Below are 18,068 nucleotides of genomic sequence, written 5' to 3'. Positions count from 1 at the left end.
ACTTGAATAGTATTAGTGGCAAACTTGTTTTCAAGACTTAGAGTTTAAAAAACTCGTTAAATTTGCTAGGTAGTTCTCCACTAAAAAGCCAATCGTGAAGAATCTCTCCACCATCACCAAGTCCCTGCTTATGGTTATCGTTCGGACCTGCGATAAAACCGTCCAGTGACATGGATATGTCTAAAACAACTTTTCCCACTGTCATACTCCTTTCTAAATGTTTCTTTAAACTTATCACAACAGACTACTATAAGTTTCTTTCCGATTGCTTAAATGCCCTTCTTTTATTCACCTAAATAGCCTTTTTTGTTGATTAATATAGTTCCCTTCTGATCAACCCTAAGTTAAAGAAGGGCCGACTACCTATATAGAATAATCGGCCCCAATACGAAAGAAAATCAAAATAGACACCACAGCTCCACGATATATTATGACCGTATGGGGATCAGGCTATCGATTTAATGGCTAGGTCCCTTAAGACCACTTCCAAGTGTATGGAAGTGGTCTTTTTATAGGCTAAACCGATTTGTTTATAAACAGGACATCGTCTATTTAATACCTTCTTGGTACATTTAAACCTAACAAATAGAGAAGGGAGTGAAACCTGCCATTGGGAAAATGTCGAGAAACACTAAAAAAGGCTTAATTACGGTGCACCTTCTTTTCGCGGCAATCATGTTTGGAACCACCATAACTTTGATTCTATTAAGCCCAGGCGCTTCAGCGGCTGTTTAGACGCGGGAATACGTCTAACTGACTACTTTGTTTGAAATAACATTTATTCCTTTTTGCATGAAAATAAAAGGATGATGGATTATATTGAAGCTTATACAAACTGTAAGCGTTTAACTGAAGAATGTTTCCGCTTTCATTGAATTTGCAGAAATTTTAATTTTACATAATAATCAGAATAGTCAAATATATTAGGAGGATGATTAGTTATCAGCATTGCAATCAAAAATGAAAAGAAGGTCTATTCAGTTTCTGGAAACGAAGTTCTTGGCTCTCTTCCCTTGATGTCCCAAGAGGAAGTAGACGATAAAATAAATCAGGCAAGTGAAGCCCAAGAGAGTTGGTCCGCAACAGAGGTATATAAGCGGGCAGATATTTTGCACGAATGGGCAGATCGATTAGTTGAAAAACAAGATCAAATCGGAGAGGTAATTTCTAAAGAAGTAGGTAAAAGCCTGGCTTCCGCTATCAAAGAAGTGGTACGGACAGCAGATCTAATCCGTTATACCGCTGAGGAAGGTTGCCGCATCCACGGTGAAATGTTGAAAGGGGATTCTTCCAGAGGTGGATCATTAAGCAAAATGGCTATGGTGGAGCAAGAGCCACTTGGTGTGGTCCTCGCAATATCTCCATTCAACTATCCGGTTAACTTAGCAGCTTCCAAAATTGCTCCCGCACTCATCTCCGGAAACGCCGTTGTTTTCAAACCAGCTTCTCAAGGGGCGTTGAGCGGTCAACTGATGACCGAAGCACTGCTCGAAACAAATCTGCCTTCTGATATCATTCAATTTGTGTCCGGAAAAGGTTCAGAGATTGGTGATTTTCTCGTTACACACACGAGCATTGATATGATTACTTTTACGGGGAGTACAGAAACAGGACAAGCCATATCCCAAAAGGCCAAAATGATTCCTGTTGTATTAGAACTCGGCGGTAAGGATCCAGCTATCGTCCTGGAGGATGCTGACCTTAATCTAGCAGCTGAACACATCGTTAGTGGTGCTTACTCTTATTCAGGCCAACGTTGTACGGCAATTAAGCGTGTTCTAGTAGCTGACACTATTGCTAATGACCTAACAGAGAAACTTAAGCAGAAGGTTGAAGCTCTCTCGGTCGGAACTCCTGAAGATAATGCGACAGTAACTCCCTTGATCAATAACGATGCCGCAGAATTTGTGCAACATTTGATAGATGATGCGTTAAACAAGGGTGCAGAGCTCATTACTGGCAATAGACGTGAAGATAATTTAGTTTATCCAACATTATTAGATCATGTAAATTCAGATATGGATGTGGCATGGGAAGAACCTTTTGGCCCAGTCCTACCGATCATTCGTATTAACGAAGAAGAAGACTTTGTATCGCTTGCCAACCAATCAGAATACGGTCTGCAAGCAAGTATTTTTACAAAAGATGTTCAGAAGGCCAGGGAAATCGCCACAAAACTAGACGTAGGTTCCGTGCAAATGAACGCAAAAACGGAACGTGGGCCTGATCATTTCCCATTCATCGGAGCTAAAAACTCCGGACTCGGGTCTCAAGGAATACGCCGCAGTATTGAATCAATGACACGCGACAAATTATTCATTTTGAATCTATAATATTAACCAATGGTTCCTGATAGTATATCAATGCTTAGCAGGGACCTTTTTTATTATATTAGATTAGTAATTTTCCATTTCGGTGCCTGACCTCCGCCAACTCAAGACTACTTTATTTACAATCCAAATGCCGTGATAGTATTCAGTAATTCTAATTGATTTATTTCTCATCTTCAAAAGTTAGCTATAAATAAGAAGACTGGTAATATTAAAGGAAAAACCTCTCAAAAGTTAATGAACTTTTGAGAGGCCTGTAGATTTAGTAAACGATTTTTAAAACCAGTCAAAACCCAGTTTATTTGTTCTCAAACCCTGTTATGAAGGGTTTTGGGCACTATCACATCATGCCGCCCCTAAGGTGAGAGTGTGTAATATCTTGCGCGATGTGTGCGTAAATTGCGTTATATAAAGGTTTTGATAAGTTATGACTGTAACATCTTTAACAAGATATCACAGTTTTTCACCGGATTGCGTTAGCAAAATGTTAGCATTTTTAACTTATTATTTTTAAATCGTTCATATTTACGTTCAAGTTAGTAATAGATCAAAAAAAGGTATGTAACCACCATGAATCCAGATCTACTCGATCCTTACAATGATGTGACGAGGAACCCGCCCCCAAGGCACTCCATTCTCCTGCCAAAAAATCGTATATTTGCTAAAAAAACATTTATTAAACATTATACTATAAAAAAATTCATTAACTTCTTTTTTTGAGTGCTCAAAGGTCAATGGTCGTTTTCAGGCGATCAAAAAGGAAAGCTTTATAAAGTTAGTCAGAACAGGGAAATTATTAACACTCTTAGTCTTAAAGGATTTATTACTACTCCTGTATTTTTGTTTACATAGAAGTAGGCAACAGTTTGTTATTGTTTACTAACCCTCTATTCTCCTGAATGAATGCCATAACGTGAGCATTGAATTCTTCAGGCTTATCTATGTTGACCACATGTCCACAACGTTCCAATATCACTAATTCTGCATTTGCAAGATGCTTTATATCGCTTTTTAATCCTTTTTTAAACATATGGTCCTCTTCTCCAGTAATGTAGAGCTTCGGTACGCTTGACGCATTCTCCTTTGCCTCACTCATTGTCGAACTAATAAACTGGATTAAGTTGTACCAACCTAAAAACTCTTCCCTTTTCATGCTTTTTGCTTCTCTTATAAATGCGTTCCTAGATACTTTGTGGTTATGTTTCGGCATCAGTATATGTGCAAATAACGAATATAACCATATATGAGGCGTCACATTTTTCATCATTCTTCCAAGGGTTAGAAGGATTTTCGAACCAAGAGTCAGTTTCGTAATCACTCCTCCCAATACGGCTGTTTTCACTCTTTCTGGCGATTTCGATAAAATACTATGTATAATAACAGAACCTAAGGAAATTCCTATAAAATGGGCTTTTTTGATGTGAAGTTCATCCAATATACGAACGACTTCCTTGGCAGCAACTTCAAACGAAAAAGGTTTATTATAACTAACTATACTTGGCGAATTTTTATGACCAGGAAGATGAATAGCCACGATATTATATGAATCTCTTAACGCTTTAATTTGTTTATAGAATATATTTGAACTTCCACCTATCCCGTGCAGAAGTATTATGTAATCCCGTGCTTTGTCATTTCCAAATAATTTATATTCAAGCATTCCCAAAAAACACCTTTCTTATAAAAACACGCATCCAACCTTCATGGACTGTACCCTCATCTCTCTTTCTTCACTCTATTATTTTCTTAGTTTTTTATTATATATTCAACACAAATTCTTTTTTTGGAGGTTAATATCTATATCAAAGAGAATCGAGGTAAATGCAATTCGGTATATGAGCAATAAACTTAATATCCATATACTATTATTTCTTGATTTATCAGTCCAAGTATCTAATATTATGACTTAAAGCATAGGGTGTGGTACACTACATGCCTTCAACCAAAGCTGTATGTTAACCCCTCATTCATTGCGATTTACTGGCTAGTAGTACTGGAATCCATTATGAAGCGTCTTGGTCATTCAGATGATAAAGTTACCGGAAATGTGTATCGCCATTTAACTGAAGAAATACAAATAGAGGCTACTCAAAAGCTCGATGAACTAATGAGTAGCCTATAATATTAACATCAATGATAGGTTAGCAAATTCAAAACTTTTATCTATCAAGGGTTTGAGCGACTGTTACATCATGCCGCCCATTCCGCCCATGCCACCCATGTCTGGCATGCCGCCGCCAGCGTTGTCGTCTTCGCCTGGCTTGTCAGCTACTACTGCTTCAGTAGTAAGGAACATAGCCGCAACGGATGATGCGTTTTGAAGTGCGGAACGTGTCACTTTTGTTGGGTCTACGATACCTGCTTCGATCATGTTTACCCATTCGCCAGTTGCTGCGTTGAATCCGATGCCAACTTGTTCGCCTTTAAGGCGCTCGATGATAACGGATCCTTCCATACCAGCGTTATGAGCGATTTGACGTACTGGCTCTTCTAGGGCACGTAGAAGGATTTTCGCGCCAGTTGCTTCGTCGTCAGATAAATCTAGAGAAGCTACGTGGTTGTAGATGTTCACTAGTGCTGTACCACCACCAGCTACGATACCTTCTTCTACTGCTGCACGAGTAGAGTTTAGTGCGTCTTCGATACGTAGTTTACGTTCTTTAAGCTCGGTTTCTGTAGCTGCACCAACTTTGATTACTGCTACGCCACCTGCTAGCTTCGCAAGACGCTCTTGTAGTTTTTCTTTATCAAATTCAGAAGTTGTTTCTTCTAGTTGAGAACGTAGTTGGTTTACACGGTTGCCGATTGTTTCAGCAGTGCCTGCACCTTCAACGATTGTTGTGTCGTCTTTTGTAACAACAACTTTATTCGCACGACCTAGTTGGTCCATTCTAGTGTTCTTAAGCTCTAGGCCAAGATCTTCTGTGATAACTTGACCGCCAGTGATTGTTGCGATATCTTCTAGCATTGCTTTACGACGATCGCCGAATCCTGGTGCTTTAACAGATACAGCGTTGAATGTACCACGAAGTTTGTTCACAACTAGTGTTGCAAGTGCTTCGCCTTCAACGTCTTCAGAGATCATTAGAAGTGGACGGCTTTGCTGTACCACTTGCTCAAGAACTGGAAGTACTTCTTGAATGTTTGTGATCTTCTTATCTGTAATTAGAATGTATGGGTTCTCAAGAACCGCTTCCATCTTGTCTTGGTCAGAAACCATGTAAGGAGATGCATATCCGCGGTCGAACTGCATACCTTCTACAACTTCCATTTCTGTGTTGAAGCCTTTAGACTCTTCGATTGTGATAACGCCGTCGTTACCTACACGCTCCATTGCTTCAGCGATTAGCTGACCGACTTCTTCATCAGAAGAAGAGATGGATGCTACTTGAGAAATGGACTCTTTGCCTTCGATAGGCTTAGAGATTTTCTTAAGCTCTTCAATCGCAACTTCTGTCGCTTTTTCAATACCACGACGTACCCCTACTGGATTTGCACCAGATGCTACGTTTTTAAGACCTTCTGTAATCATTGCTTGTGCTAGTACCGTTGCAGTTGTAGTACCGTCACCAGCGATTTCGTTTGTCTTAGAAGCAACTTCCGATACAAGCTGAGCGCCCATATTTTCGAAGTGGTCTTCTAATTCAATTTCTTTCGCAATGGTTACACCGTCGTTTGTGATAAGGGGAGAACCGTATTTTTTCTCAAGAACAACGTTACGTCCTTTTGGTCCTAATGTTACTTTAACAGCGTCTGCTAGACGGTCCACACCACGTAGCATGGATCGGCGTGCTTCTTCACTAAATTTAATATCTTTAGCCATGAAAAATAACCTCCTTGTAATGTAAGGTATTTCGTATTCATTTATCGATTTCACTGTGCTATATAGAGATTGGGCTTATCCCATTTTCCTCCCTACATAGCTTCAGCCTCATTGTTTATTAACCAAGTACTGCTAAAATATCGTTTTCACGCAGAATTAAGTATTCTTTGCCTTCGTATTTCACATCTGTGCCGGCAAATTTCGAAAAGATGATGTGGTCGTTTTCAGAAACCTCTAGTGCAACCTTTTCTCCGTTATCAGTTACACGGCCTGAACCTACAGCAACAACTTTACCTTCTTGAGGCTTTTCTTTTGCAGAGTCCGGAAGCACAATCCCGCTTGCCGTAGTCTCTTCTTGTTCAATAACCTCAATTACAACACGATCACCTAATGGCTTTAACAAATCAGACACCCTCCTCATTAGTCTTCAATATGATTTCTCATGTTATCTGATTTATTAGCACTCTCAATACGTGAGTGCTAACACATTTATTATCATAATGAATTGTTCAGAAATTTGCAAGTAGAATGATGTATTTTTTCCATAAAAATTTCCTCTTTATTTTTTAACTAGAATTGGAGTGCTAATGTTTAATGGTTCGTCTATATTTGTGTTACAATACGTAGAATGAAAGAAATGTGTGTGTAAAGGAGTCGTTGTATTTTGCCAAGACGATATTGGTATGTCATGTTAACCTATATACTTATGCAAGTTTCTGGTTTTGTAGGAGTTCCGCTCCTTGGAGCAATCTGGGGATTCGACCTTCAGAATCTTACAGGCAATCAGGAAAGTCAACTTATCGTGACATGGAATTTAATCAGTTTTCCAGCAGCCCTAATTATTATCCTATTACTACTTCGACCTGATATGAAAGAAACCTCCCTCACAAGAAAAAATTTACCAATAAGTAAACTATTAGGCTGGAGTTTATTAGGTATCATTTTAGCCTATGTGGCACAAATTATAGCTGGACTCATTGAAATGGGACTTGGCATCCCTCAGGCATCAGAAAACACGCAACAATTAATGAATTTCGCCAAAAGCATGCCAATCTTCATTCTGATCATCACAGTCTTAGCACCTATTCTTGAGGAACTGCTCTTCAGGAAGGTTCTATTTGGCTCCATTTACAAGAAAACAAACTTTATTATCGCAGCACTAATTTCTTCGTTAATTTTTGCTGTCGTGCACATGGATCTGATGCACACCATAAAATATACTGCAATGGGCTTAGTATTTGCCTTTTTATATGTACAAACTAAGAGAATCATCGTACCGATCATTGCTCATATGGCAATGAACTTAATTGTAGTACTGATTCAATTCACCATTGATCCAGAGCAAATTGAGCAATGGGAAAAACAATTAGAACAAGCTCAAACAATTATTGGAGGCTAAATCCTTTATGCGAACGTCACCTCTTTTGATGGCCTTCCTCTATTTCATTATGGGGGGTATCTTCACCTATATTGCGATTCAAAGTGTAGACGGCACAATTTGGAATTTCATCACGATTATTCTAGTCATCGTTGCTACATTTGATTTTGCCGTATGCATCCGTCTAGTAACATTGCACTTTAAGATGAAAAACTCAAAGAAATGAGAATAATACTTCTACAGAAAAGACAGACTCTCTTCGACATAAGGAGTCTGTCTTTTTTCAATCCTATACGAATGGAGTTATACGATGCTACTACGAGGAAAGCAAGTACAGTTAACAGCCCTACATAAAGAAGACCTAGACAAAATAATGGAGTGGCATCGAAACCTTACGTTCTTACGACAATTAGATGCAACGATTGCCCAACCCAAAACCAAACAAGAGATTGAAAAATGGTATGAGGATGCGACCTCAGGCAATGGCTTTCTATTTGCCATTCGTACCATTGAATCGGAAACACTTATCGGTTTTATAGAATTGGAAGGCATCCTCTGGAATCAAGGAAATGGATGGGTGTCGATCGCGATTGGTGAAGAATCCTATCAAAATAACGGATACGGAACTGAAGCGATGGAACTGCTGGTAGACTTTTCTTTTCAAGAGTGTAACTTACACCGTATTCAATTGACGGTTTTTGAAAACAACCCAAGAGCCATACGCCTTTATGAAAAGCTTGGCTTTCAAAAAGAAGGGGTCTATCGCGAATTCATTAGACGAGACGGTGAAATGTGGGACATGCTTTTATTTGGGCTATTACGGAAAGAATGGAGAGCCTGAGGGTTGAAATAGAAATAAAGAAAACCATGTCACCATGCAAGAAGCGCAATGACGACTAGTCGTCATTGCGCTTCTTTTGCGTCCTCTTCATCATCTTGTACCCCCTTCATAAAGAAGGAAAATGGTAATGCGATTAATACCAACGCAGTTGAAACCAAAAAGGCCTCATTCAACGTTTGCAACGTAGCTTCTGTCATATTTGGCTGACCGGCGGCAATTTGCACTCTTCTTGTTTCATAGTAAACAGAGAAGAAAACAATGCCTAATGATGACGCTATTTGTCGTAGCACGTTGTTCATGGCCGACCCTTGTGCAACTAGATGTTCTGGGATAGCGTTCATCCCTGCTGTCGTAGCTGGCATGTTACTGAATCCTAATCCCATGCCTCGGACTGCATTGAGAGCTAAGATAACCCAATAAGGAGTGGATAAACCAATGAAGCCTAATCCAGTCGTAGCACTGGCTAGTATAAGTAAGCCAATCGGAATGACCCATTTTGGCCCTTTTTTATCTAATATGCGACCACCAACAGACATAAAAATACCACTCGCAGCAGCTGCTGGTAAGAATAATAAGCCAGTTAGGACTTCACTCAATCCATATACTTCTTGTATCAACAACGGAAGTAAAAAGATTCCTGAGAACAAACCAATGGATGCAGAACCAGTTACAATCGTGGAAATGGCATAGGTAGGCACCTTAAACACCGAAAGATTTAGTAACGGTTGTTGCTGTTTATCTTCAAATCGAACAAAGGCAATAATAGCTACTATACCACCTACAATTAGAGCAATGTTACTCCACTGCGTTAGTGCCTCTAGTGTTTTTCCTCTTCCAAGAGCGTATAGCACACTCCCAACTCCAGCCGTAACAAGAACAAATCCGATATAATCAAATTTTAGTTCCGGGTTCGTCTCTGTTTCTTTTAAAAATTTCGTGGATAAGATAATCCCAATAATGCCGAATGGAATATTAAATAAGAATAGAAACGGCCATGCAAAGTATTGAATAATCACGCCGCCTACCGTAGGTCCAATAGCCGGGGCAACCATTGCTGCGACGCCGTAAATGCCTACAGCTAGTCCCCGTTCATTTTTCGGAAAGGCATTAAAGATAAGCGCCATGGCAATTGGCATCATCAACCCACCTGCTATCCCTTGTATGGCTCTTGATAAGATGACCAGGCCAAGACTAGGTGATAAGGATCCTGAAATGGAACCAACCATAAATATAATAAGTCCACTAATATATACTTTCTTCTTACCAAAGCGGTCTCCTAGAAAACCAGTAAGCGGCATGGTCATCCCCATCGCTACCATAAAAATGGTTAGCATCCATCCAACACTTACTGCGTCAGAATTAAAGATCTTAATGAAACGAGGTAACGTTGGATTCAGCATACTATTATTTAAAATGACCGTAAAGGTTCCAAATAGTACAGAAACCACAACAAGCCATTTCTTTGGAAGTCTACTCATTGTATCCCCCTTCCTCTTTTATTTCGTAACTCGAAGTATTTTTCTACTATACCATAGGCCCAAATAGGAAAGATAATATAATGTTTACCCAATTTCTTATTTATATGAAAAGTATGGATAGGCTACAACAAAAGCGCAAGTGCCCGTTTAGCGACGTATGGGCTGCGACCCACACGACGTGGGTTGGTTCAATGTTACTGCGTGACGTGGGCCTACAAGATGTAGGTCAGTTCGATGTCGCTGGGCGCTGGAGCTGGATGTAGCCTCTATAACCTATTAAATTATACAAAAGCAAATTTATTATACTTTCTTACACAAAACAAAAAACTCGCAAAATGCGAGCTTTTTGGTAACACCTTTTATATTATTCTTCAGGCTCTTCCTCTACTTCTTCTTCATCCATAGGATAATGTTTCAAAAAGTAAACTAGGGCCTGCAGCTCTACTGCTAAATCAATGTGGTGAACACGTACATGGCCGGGCACATTAATTCGTGCTGGTGTGAAGTTTAAGATACCGATTACACCCGCTTCAATCATGCGATCCGCGATTGCCTGGGCAGCTTGTGCTGGTACCGTTAAAATCGCAACAGAAACGTCTTCGTTCAAGCGTTCCTCCACTTCATCAATATGATAGACAGGAACACCTCCGATATCATCGCCTATTTTCTCAGCATTGGCATCAAAAGCCATTTCTATTTTTGTATTATTATTTTTCGTGAAATTATAGTGTAGGAATGCTGTACCAAGATTCCCTACACCAATCAGGGCTACTTTCGTTGTTTCATCTTGATCTAACGTTTTACGGAAAAACGTTACTAAGTAATTCACGTTATAGCCATAGCCTTTTTTCCCAAGTGCACCAAAATAAGAGAAATCTCTTCGGATGGTGGCGGAGTCTACTTTGACAGCTTCACTCAATTCTTTAGAAGACACTCGTTGCTTCCCTTGACTATGTAAGTTATTGATAAACCGATAGTATAGTGGAAGCCTTTTGGCTGTGGCCTGGGGTATTTTATTTTGATCTAATTCCATGGGTCCTCCCCCTCGTCTTCGGGCGATCTATGATAATCACCAGATTTACCACCTGTCTTTTCTAGTAAGTACGTTTCCCCAATAATCATACCTTTATTAAGTGCTTTACACATATCATACACGGTTAATGCAGTAGCAGACGCAGATGTGAGCGCCTCCATTTCCACACCGGTACTACCTTTTGTCTTCACCTTTGATTGGATTGTTAAACGATATCCTCTCGTTTCTTCTGTCCACTCAAAGGATACATCAATCCCTTTTAACGACAATGGATGACACATGGGAATCCAATTCGATGTATTTTTTGCTGCCATAATGCCAGCTACTTGTGCTACACCCAATACGTCTCCTTTTTCTAGTTTGTTTTCTGAGATGGCATTATATATTTCTTCATCCATCAAAACACTGCTACATGCAATGGCAGTACGAACGCTATCCTGTTTCTCTGATATATCTACCATATGTGCACGACCTTGCTCATTAAAATGAGTAAACTCACCCATACCAATACCTCCTTATACCAAAAGCGCAGGCGGGGAGATTCAACTTGTGTGGATAAGATACTTAGATCTTATCTTAAAGAAAAGCGCACGCGACTTGTTCAACCCAAGGGGTAGGCGCTAGAGCTGGACATGTAAGCGCTAGAACTTATCACTTTCTTTTCTTTAAAAAAGCTAACTCGCCCAGTCTTTACCTCGTGACAAGTACAGACTCTATTCGATAAGATCAAAGTAGCCTGTTATCCATATCTATTATATGCACTAAATTGTACCAAAAAAGATTCCTATCGTATATTATTCTGACATGCATGATGAAAGCGATCACCTTGCTTCTAACGCCAAGCATAAGATACACTTAACACATTGAGGTGAACGAGCATGATTTTATTGCAAGCCAATGATATAACAAAACGCTATGGCGCTGATCTTATTTTATCTAATATTAAATTAGAAGTACACACCAATGATCGGATTGCCATTGTCGGTCGAAATGGTGCGGGTAAATCTACCCTACTAAAAATAATGGCAGGAGAACTTCCATATGAAGGCGGAGAACTCCATAAACCTAAAGAAGCTACATTAGGCTATCTCGAACAACACACAGGCCTTGAATCGGATAAAACGATTTGGGATGAAATGATTAACGTTTTCGCTCATCTCCGTGAAATGGAACAAGAATTACGCACAATGGAACAGCAAATGGCTGACCCTGATCTAATAGAAGATCAAACTCGTTATCAAAAGTTATTAAAAGATTACGATGAAAAACAATTACGTTTCAAGAATGAGGGCGGATATCGGTACGAGGCAGATATCAAAGCTGTCTTAAACGGGCTCCAATTTAAGGAGTTCGACCTTAATACAAAAATTGCGACACTAAGTGGTGGTCAAAAAACGAGACTAGCGCTAGGGAAGCTACTTTTATCCAAACCTGATATTCTCATCTTGGACGAGCCTACGAACCACCTAGATATTGATACGTTAAACTGGTTAGAGCAATATCTCCAAGGGTATGAAGGAGCCGTCGTTATCGTTTCCCACGACCGCTACTTTTTAGATAAGGTTGTGAACGTTGTCTATGAAATTTCCCGTCATTCTTCTGAAAAGTTCCTCGGAAATTATAGCAACTACCTTGATCAAAAAGCTGCTAACTATGAGCGCGACTTAAAACGATACGAGAAACATCAAGCCGAAGTGAAACGGATGGAAGACTTCATTCAAAAAAACATTGCTAGAGCGTCTACAACGAAACGTGCTCAAAGCAAGCGAAAACAGTTAGAAAAGATGGAGACAGTCGAAAAACCGATGGGGGATGAAAAGTCAGCTAAGTTTTCTTTTGATATTAATCGTCGAACTGGGAATGACGTTTTAAAAGTAAGAGACCTTACGTTCCAATATGACGACATGAACAAGCCTGTCTTTTCCAATGTAACCTTTGATTTAAATCGACTGGATCGACTTGCTCTTGTTGGCCCAAACGGAGTAGGAAAAACCACATTACTCAAAACCATCACCGACTTCATGCAAGCAAACCATGGCTCTATTCAGTACGGCGCTAACGTACAGATAGGGTACTACGACCAAGAACAAGCCAGACTTCAATCAAAAAAAGAAGTGTTACATGAATTATGGGATGAATATCCTAACATGGATGAGAAAGATGTTCGTACCGTGCTTGGTAATTTCTTATTCACAGGAGAAGACGTGCTGAAATCAGTAAATTCCCTTAGTGGTGGCGAGAAAGCTCGGCTAGCGTTAGCAAAGTTAATGCTAGAAAAGTCCAATGTTCTAGTATTAGACGAGCCTACCAACCACTTAGACTTAGATAGTAAAGAAGTATTAGAATCTGCTTTAATGGACTATCCAGGCACAATCCTATTCGTTTCTCACGACCGTTACTTCATCAACAAAATTGCGACGCAAATTTTAGAGATGCAAGGAGATTCCACAACCCTCTATCTTGGAAATTACGATTATTATGTAGAGAAAAAAGAAGAGGAACAAGAAATTGCTGAGTTTGAGCAACAATCCAATCCCGACTTACAAGAAGCCACATCTGATAACAAACTAGATTATCAACAAGACAAGGCCCAAAAACGCGAAGCAAGAAGACGACAACGCCGTATCGAAGAAATTGAAGCAGAGATTGTGGAACACGAAGCGAAGATTGAGGAAAATGACGATTTATTATGTCAGCCTGATATTTATCAAGATCATGAGAAATCCCTTGAGCTGACCGAAGAAAACAACACCTGTAAACAAAAGATTGAAACACTTATGGAAGAATGGGAGCAGCTTCAAGAAGTGGAATAATACACACTCTAGTCCACATAGTGGGCTAGGGTGTTTTTTACTGTATAGAAAAAGTTTGTGTATAACTTCATACTTTTCAGCCCAACTTCAACGCTTTGGTTCTGACACAGATGGGTATGTGGATAAATATACACATATATTCCTATGAAAACGCATATATTGTCGATTTATAGTGGTGAAAATGAATAACCACAAGTTATCCACTACTTTTTACACAATTAATCTTTGAAATAGTGGGTTTTTCACAGGTTTATACACATTATCCACATTTGTCAACAGACTTATCCACATTTATTGTACACATCCACAACCTCACAATGACAAAACTCTACAAATTCTTATCCACATAACTGTGAACAACCTGTTGAAAACTTATCCTACATAAACTGTTTGCGCTATGCATAAAGAAAAGCGCAGGCGCCCTGTTCGACCCCTACAGGCTTAAGTAAACCCTCATCTTGATATGACGGACAACCTGCCATTGCAATCTCCCAAGTTTGGTAGAAACTATATAACTTACCATCGTTATACACAAGTCAACATTTAATAATCTATTAACAATAACAATGCTGCTACTCTATAAGTAACAGCATTGTTATTCATCTATTGGGAAGCTTTACTTCTTCTAGCATACTTCTCTAGTGTTAAAGATGGATTCCCATTGAGATCCCATCCTGCTCGGTGACCTTGCTCGTAAGCAATACTACCAGCAGCTGCAATCATCGCTGCATTGTCTGTACATAAAGACAATGGAGGGATTAGCAGACTCATCCCTTCTTCTTCACTGAATTGGTCATTCAGGCGCTCGCGAAGGCCTTTATTGGCTGCTACACCACCTGCTACAATCACTTGATTCACGTTATACTGTTTAGCAGCTTTATACGTTTTCGTAGCCAGTACATCTATTACACTTGCCTGAAAGCTCGCTGCAATATCTTCATCCTTATAGGTAATCCCTTTTTGCTTTGCATTATGAAGCGTATTAATAACAGAAGATTTTAAACCACTAAAACTAAAATCAAATGACCCTTCCTCTAACCAAGAACGCGGAAAATCAATCGTGGCTTCCCCTTGATGGGCAAGCTGATCAATATGAGGGCCTCCTGGATAAGGTAGCTTTAACGTACGTGCTACCTTATCATACGCTTCACCTGCAGCATCATCTCGTGTTTCACCTATGACGTCAAACGATCCATGCTCCTCCATCAGGATAAGCTCTGTGTGCCCCCCTGAAACGACCAAGGACAGTAGTGGAAATTCAAATTCTTGCTCCAAACGATTGGCATAAATATGACCTGCAATATGATGAACCCCCACCAACGGCTTCTGATGAGCAAACGCCAACGCCTTTGCTGCATTCACACCTACTAATAGTGCTCCAACAAGACCTGGACCTTCAGTAACTGCTATCGCATCTATATCGTCCATACTCATATTCGCCTGATTAAGTGTTTCTTCTAATACCACCGTAACTTGTTCCACATGATGTCGAGAAGCAATCTCAGGAACGACCCCACCAAAGCGTTTATGGCTTTCAATTTGGGAAGCGACAACATTAGCGATAAGCTCTTTCCCATCTTTCACAATCGCTACAGCTGTTTCATCACAGCTTGTTTCAATTCCTAATACATATTGAGCTGTTTTCTCCATTATAATTTCACCCACATTACTAAAGCATCCTCATGATTATCCGTATAATAATTTTTTCGAATTCCACCTGGAACTAATCCAAATCTACGATACATCTTTTGTGCTACAACATTCGATACTCGAACTTCTAATGAAAGTTGAATAGCACCTAATTGTCTTGCATGTGTCAAAACAGCTTTAAATAAAGCATTACCTAAACGTTTCCCACGGTAACTAGGTAAGATGGCTATATTGGTCACATGAGCTTCATCAATAATCAACCACAGCCCACAGTATCCAATAATGGTGCCTTCTATCTCGATTACATAATACAAGGCATAGGGATTATCATGCAGCTCATGATCAAATGCGTCACGTGTCCATGGAGTCGCGAAGCATTGTTCTTCTATTTTTAAAATATTATCAATATCCTCATCAACCATCTTTCGAACAATCGCATTACCCATCTTTCTGTTTCTCCTGTTGGGCAGCAAGCCATTTTGATTCAGCCTCTGCTAACCGTAAGTAATTAGGAGTAAGCTCATGGACAGAACTTGGTTCACGAGAGATGGCAAGTTTCGCAATTTCTCCCGCACGAGGTAAATGTACAGGTAAATCCTGTGGACAAACAGCCTGGTCCCCAAGTTGTTCTTTAATAACAGATTGGTGAGTGGATAATTGACTACTTATAAATAAGATTGGCTTCTCATATCCACGAACTCGTTCCAACCATTCAGTTAGTAGTATATTTACCTCATCTTCTACAGGTACTAGTTCACCATCCTCAGAGGCATATAAGCTCGTATATACCATTCCCCTCCTTGCATCAAAGAAAGGACAAATATATCCATTAAAAAAATGTCCATTACGTGCGATTACTTCCAAGCTCGAGATTGCTACAATAGGAATAGTCAAAGACCATGCTAATGTTTTAGCAGTCGTTAAACCAATACGGACACCTGTAAAAGACCCAGGGCCATTTGCTACAGCAATACGATCCAAATCCTGAGGAGTCATATTGGTTTCCTTCATCAAATGATCAATGGCTGGCATTAACTGTACAGAGTGGTTTCGCTTCACATTTGTACTATATTCGGCAATCACTTCATTCTCTCTGACTAAAGCAACTCCTAACGCCTGATTAGAAGTATCTATGGCTAGTACATTCATTTCATTAACTCCTCACAAACACGATCAAAATCTTCTCCCATCGGAGACAATTCAATTTTGCGTTCTGTTTCTCCAATGTAGGATATTCGAATATCCAAACGACGTTTTGGAAGATAAGGCTCTATGAAATGTGCCCATTCTACAACAGACACTCCATCACCATGAAAATATTCATCAAAACCTATATCTTCGTCACTGTCTTCTAAGCGATATACATCTAAATGATAAAGAGGCAGACGCCCCTCATATTCCTTCACAATCGTAAAGGTAGGGCTATTCACTGTTCGCTTCACACCCAATCCTTTTGCCAACCCTTTCGTAAAGGTTGTTTTACCAGCACCCAAATCCCCTTCTAGAGTGAGAACATCACCAGCATGTAACAGAGAAGCAAGTTTTTCTGCGAAGCCAGTTGTCTCTTCAGGGGATACGGTACTCAACGTATGATTGGAGCTCATACTTAACACCAACTTCCGTTAGAAATCCTATATGCTAATCTATATCATAGCAAAAATAAAACCAAAAAGAAAAATTCTACCTTATTCTCCTTTTTTCTCTAGATCTATGCTAGGTGCTCGGCGCTGGAGTTAGATATAACGAAAAAGCTCAAACGCCTAGTTAGCAACGTATATGCTGCGGCCTACACGTCGTAGGTTGGTTCGATGTTGCTGCACGATGCAGCGGTCTTAATCGATCTTCACCTAAATCCCCAGGATAAAGGAACACGAAGAGTAGAGCAATTCGATGTTGACTTATCGACCGGAGGTGAAGAAAGCATACTAGTTGCTGGGGGCTGGGGCTAGACATTTACTAACCCCATCGTGTATCTTTTTCTTATAAAAAAATCCATTAGAAAAGCCTTAGGAAAATTCCTAAGGCTGTGTAAACAATTGATATGTAATCCATTTAAAAAAATGGCGGTCCGGACGGGACTCGAACCCGCGACCTCCTGCGTGACAGGCAGGCATTCTAACCAACTGAACTACCGGACCATTTTGGTTGCACTAAAGCACTACTATTATTTTCTAACGATGATATTTATTCGACGTTGCATAAAATAAATTTGGTTGCGGGGACAGGATTTGAACCTGTGACCTTCGGGTTATGAGCCCGACGAGCTACCAGACTGCTCCACCCCGCGGTAATATTAAGAGAATTCAATTTGGAACATGCTCATAACTTCATGTTCAAGAAAAGAAATAGATACAAAAGCATGGCGGCGTCCTACTCTTGCGGGGGTGAAACCCCGACTACCATCGGCGCTGAAGAGCTTAACTTCTGTGTTCGGCATGGGAACAGGTGTGACCTCTTCGCCAAAACCGCCATACTTTGTATTTTCTTGAAGGTAGTACCTTCAAAACTAGATAAGAATGAGACATCGAATGGTTGGTGCGCCTTTTCGGGTTCGAGCTCCAGCGACTGCCGAAGCAGTCGCCTGCGCTTTTCGTGTTTAGTTAAGTCCTCGATCTATTAGTATCCGTCAGCTGCACGTGTCACCACGCTTCCACCTCGGACCTATCAACCTTGTCGTCTACAAGGGATCTTACTCATTTAAAATGATGGGAAATCTCATCTT

At 40.0% G+C, this 18,068-nt stretch carries 18 protein-coding genes, 2 tRNA genes and 2 rRNA genes; 7 read left to right on the top strand and 15 right to left on the bottom strand.

Annotated elements, in window-relative coordinates; genetic code table 11:
- Positions 1-37 precede the first annotated feature (37 nt).
- Positions 38-199 (bottom strand): hypothetical protein, encoded by a 162-nt coding sequence (locus GLW08_RS19130; protein WP_202410208.1) that lies wholly within the window; start codon positions 197-199, stop codon positions 38-40.
- Positions 200-385: 186 nt separating this feature from the next.
- Here GLW08_RS19130 and GLW08_RS22470 point away from each other — a divergent pair, with 186 nt between their 5' ends.
- Complete coding sequence (locus tag GLW08_RS22470; protein ID WP_160850278.1) at positions 386-469, top strand: winged helix-turn-helix domain-containing protein; 84 nt, start codon at positions 386-388, stop codon at positions 467-469.
- A gap of 472 nt (positions 470-941) precedes the next feature.
- Positions 942-2,333, top strand: coding sequence for an aldehyde dehydrogenase family protein (locus tag GLW08_RS19120; protein WP_160850277.1), 1,392 nt, complete (start codon positions 942-944; stop codon positions 2,331-2,333).
- A gap of 841 nt (positions 2,334-3,174) precedes the next feature.
- Here the strand turns inward: GLW08_RS19120 and GLW08_RS19115 are convergent.
- The 3 genes from GLW08_RS19115 to groES all read right to left on the bottom strand — a co-directional run bounded on the left by GLW08_RS19115 (position 3,175) and on the right by groES (position 6,556).
- Positions 3,175-3,990 (bottom strand): alpha/beta fold hydrolase, encoded by an 816-nt coding sequence (locus tag GLW08_RS19115; protein WP_160850231.1) that lies wholly within the window; start codon positions 3,988-3,990, stop codon positions 3,175-3,177.
- A 525-nt stretch (positions 3,991-4,515) separates the two neighbouring features.
- Positions 4,516-6,153, bottom strand: a complete 1,638-nt coding sequence (gene groL, locus GLW08_RS19110; RefSeq protein WP_160850230.1) for a chaperonin GroEL — start codon at positions 6,151-6,153, stop codon at positions 4,516-4,518.
- A gap of 118 nt (positions 6,154-6,271) precedes the next feature.
- Positions 6,272-6,556 (bottom strand): co-chaperone GroES, encoded by a 285-nt coding sequence (gene groES / locus GLW08_RS19105; protein ID WP_160850229.1) that lies wholly within the window; start codon positions 6,554-6,556, stop codon positions 6,272-6,274.
- Between the two features lie 261 nt (positions 6,557-6,817).
- Here groES and GLW08_RS19100 point away from each other — a divergent pair, with 261 nt between their 5' ends.
- The 3 genes from GLW08_RS19100 to GLW08_RS19090 all read left to right on the top strand — a co-directional run bounded on the left by GLW08_RS19100 (position 6,818) and on the right by GLW08_RS19090 (position 8,372).
- Positions 6,818-7,552: a CPBP family intramembrane glutamic endopeptidase gene (locus tag GLW08_RS19100; protein ID WP_160850228.1), complete on the top strand. Its 735-nt coding sequence runs from the start codon at positions 6,818-6,820 to the stop codon at positions 7,550-7,552.
- A gap of 7 nt (positions 7,553-7,559) precedes the next feature.
- Positions 7,560-7,757: a YdiK family protein gene (locus tag GLW08_RS19095; RefSeq protein ID WP_160850227.1), complete on the top strand. Its 198-nt coding sequence runs from the start codon at positions 7,560-7,562 to the stop codon at positions 7,755-7,757.
- A gap of 84 nt (positions 7,758-7,841) precedes the next feature.
- Positions 7,842-8,372 carry a GNAT family N-acetyltransferase gene (locus GLW08_RS19090; RefSeq protein ID WP_160850226.1) on the top strand — a complete coding sequence of 177 codons (531 nt, stop codon included), beginning with the start codon at positions 7,842-7,844 and terminating at the stop codon, positions 8,370-8,372.
- 62 nt (positions 8,373-8,434) lie between these two features.
- On the opposite strand, the gene GLW08_RS19085 is transcribed toward GLW08_RS19090, so the two are convergent.
- The 3 genes from GLW08_RS19085 to moaC form a co-directional block, all read right to left on the bottom strand.
- The gene (locus tag GLW08_RS19085; protein ID WP_160850225.1) at positions 8,435-9,850 is read right to left on the bottom strand and encodes an MDR family MFS transporter; all 1,416 of its coding nucleotides are present in this window, start codon (positions 9,848-9,850) and stop codon (positions 8,435-8,437) included.
- Between the two features lie 364 nt (positions 9,851-10,214).
- Positions 10,215-10,883, bottom strand: a complete 669-nt coding sequence (locus tag GLW08_RS19080) for a redox-sensing transcriptional repressor Rex (RefSeq protein ID WP_160850224.1) — start codon at positions 10,881-10,883, stop codon at positions 10,215-10,217.
- Positions 10,874-11,386 (bottom strand): cyclic pyranopterin monophosphate synthase MoaC, encoded by a 513-nt coding sequence (gene moaC / locus GLW08_RS19075; RefSeq protein ID WP_160850223.1) that lies wholly within the window; start codon positions 11,384-11,386, stop codon positions 10,874-10,876. The genes GLW08_RS19080 and moaC overlap by 10 nt, the downstream gene beginning before the upstream one ends.
- 375 nt (positions 11,387-11,761) lie before the next feature.
- On the opposite strand from moaC, the gene abc-f reads away from it, so the two are divergent.
- Positions 11,762-13,696, top strand: coding sequence for a ribosomal protection-like ABC-F family protein (abc-f, locus tag GLW08_RS19070; RefSeq protein ID WP_160850222.1), 1,935 nt, complete (start codon positions 11,762-11,764; stop codon positions 13,694-13,696).
- 603 nt (positions 13,697-14,299) lie between these two features.
- Here abc-f and tsaD read toward each other — a convergent pair.
- Genes tsaD through tsaE form a run of 4 tightly spaced genes read right to left on the bottom strand, consistent with a single transcriptional unit; the run spans position 14,300 to position 16,950 of the window.
- Positions 14,300-15,346: a tRNA (adenosine(37)-N6)-threonylcarbamoyltransferase complex transferase subunit TsaD gene (tsaD, locus tag GLW08_RS19065; RefSeq protein WP_160850276.1), complete on the bottom strand. Its 1,047-nt coding sequence runs from the start codon at positions 15,344-15,346 to the stop codon at positions 14,300-14,302.
- Positions 15,346-15,792 carry a ribosomal protein S18-alanine N-acetyltransferase gene (gene rimI, locus GLW08_RS19060; RefSeq protein ID WP_160850221.1) on the bottom strand — a complete coding sequence of 149 codons (447 nt, stop codon included), beginning with the start codon at positions 15,790-15,792 and terminating at the stop codon, positions 15,346-15,348. Before rimI ends, tsaD begins: the two co-directional genes overlap by 1 nt.
- A complete protein-coding gene (tsaB, locus tag GLW08_RS19055) occupies positions 15,785-16,495 on the bottom strand; it encodes a tRNA (adenosine(37)-N6)-threonylcarbamoyltransferase complex dimerization subunit type 1 TsaB (RefSeq protein ID WP_160850220.1) in 711 nt (236 codons plus the stop codon). Before tsaB ends, rimI begins: the two co-directional genes overlap by 8 nt.
- Positions 16,492-16,950, bottom strand: a complete 459-nt coding sequence (tsaE, locus tag GLW08_RS19050) for a tRNA (adenosine(37)-N6)-threonylcarbamoyltransferase complex ATPase subunit type 1 TsaE (RefSeq protein ID WP_160850219.1) — start codon at positions 16,948-16,950, stop codon at positions 16,492-16,494. Before tsaE ends, tsaB begins: the two co-directional genes overlap by 4 nt.
- 204 nt (positions 16,951-17,154) lie before the next feature.
- Here tsaE and GLW08_RS19045 point away from each other — a divergent pair, with 204 nt between their 5' ends.
- Positions 17,155-17,295: a hypothetical protein gene (locus GLW08_RS19045; protein ID WP_160850218.1), complete on the top strand. Its 141-nt coding sequence runs from the start codon at positions 17,155-17,157 to the stop codon at positions 17,293-17,295.
- A gap of 112 nt (positions 17,296-17,407) precedes the next feature.
- Here the strand turns inward: GLW08_RS19045 and GLW08_RS19040 are convergent.
- The 4 genes from GLW08_RS19040 to GLW08_RS19025 form a co-directional block, all read right to left on the bottom strand.
- Positions 17,408-17,484: transfer RNA gene (locus GLW08_RS19040), tRNA-Asp, on the bottom strand.
- A 72-nt stretch (positions 17,485-17,556) separates the two neighbouring features.
- Positions 17,557-17,633: transfer RNA gene (locus tag GLW08_RS19035), tRNA-Met, on the bottom strand.
- A gap of 70 nt (positions 17,634-17,703) precedes the next feature.
- A 5S ribosomal RNA gene (gene rrf, locus GLW08_RS19030) occupies positions 17,704-17,819 on the bottom strand.
- 123 nt (positions 17,820-17,942) lie between these two features.
- Positions 17,943-18,068 (bottom strand): 23S ribosomal RNA (locus GLW08_RS19025); the annotation flags it as partial.

It is taken from the genome of Pontibacillus yanchengensis, assembly GCF_009856295.1.
GTDB classification, from domain to species: domain Bacteria; phylum Bacillota; class Bacilli; order Bacillales; family BH030062; genus Pontibacillus; species Pontibacillus yanchengensis_A.
Note: the sequence above shows the minus strand (reverse complement) of the source record. Positions and strands in the feature narration are given on the sequence as shown.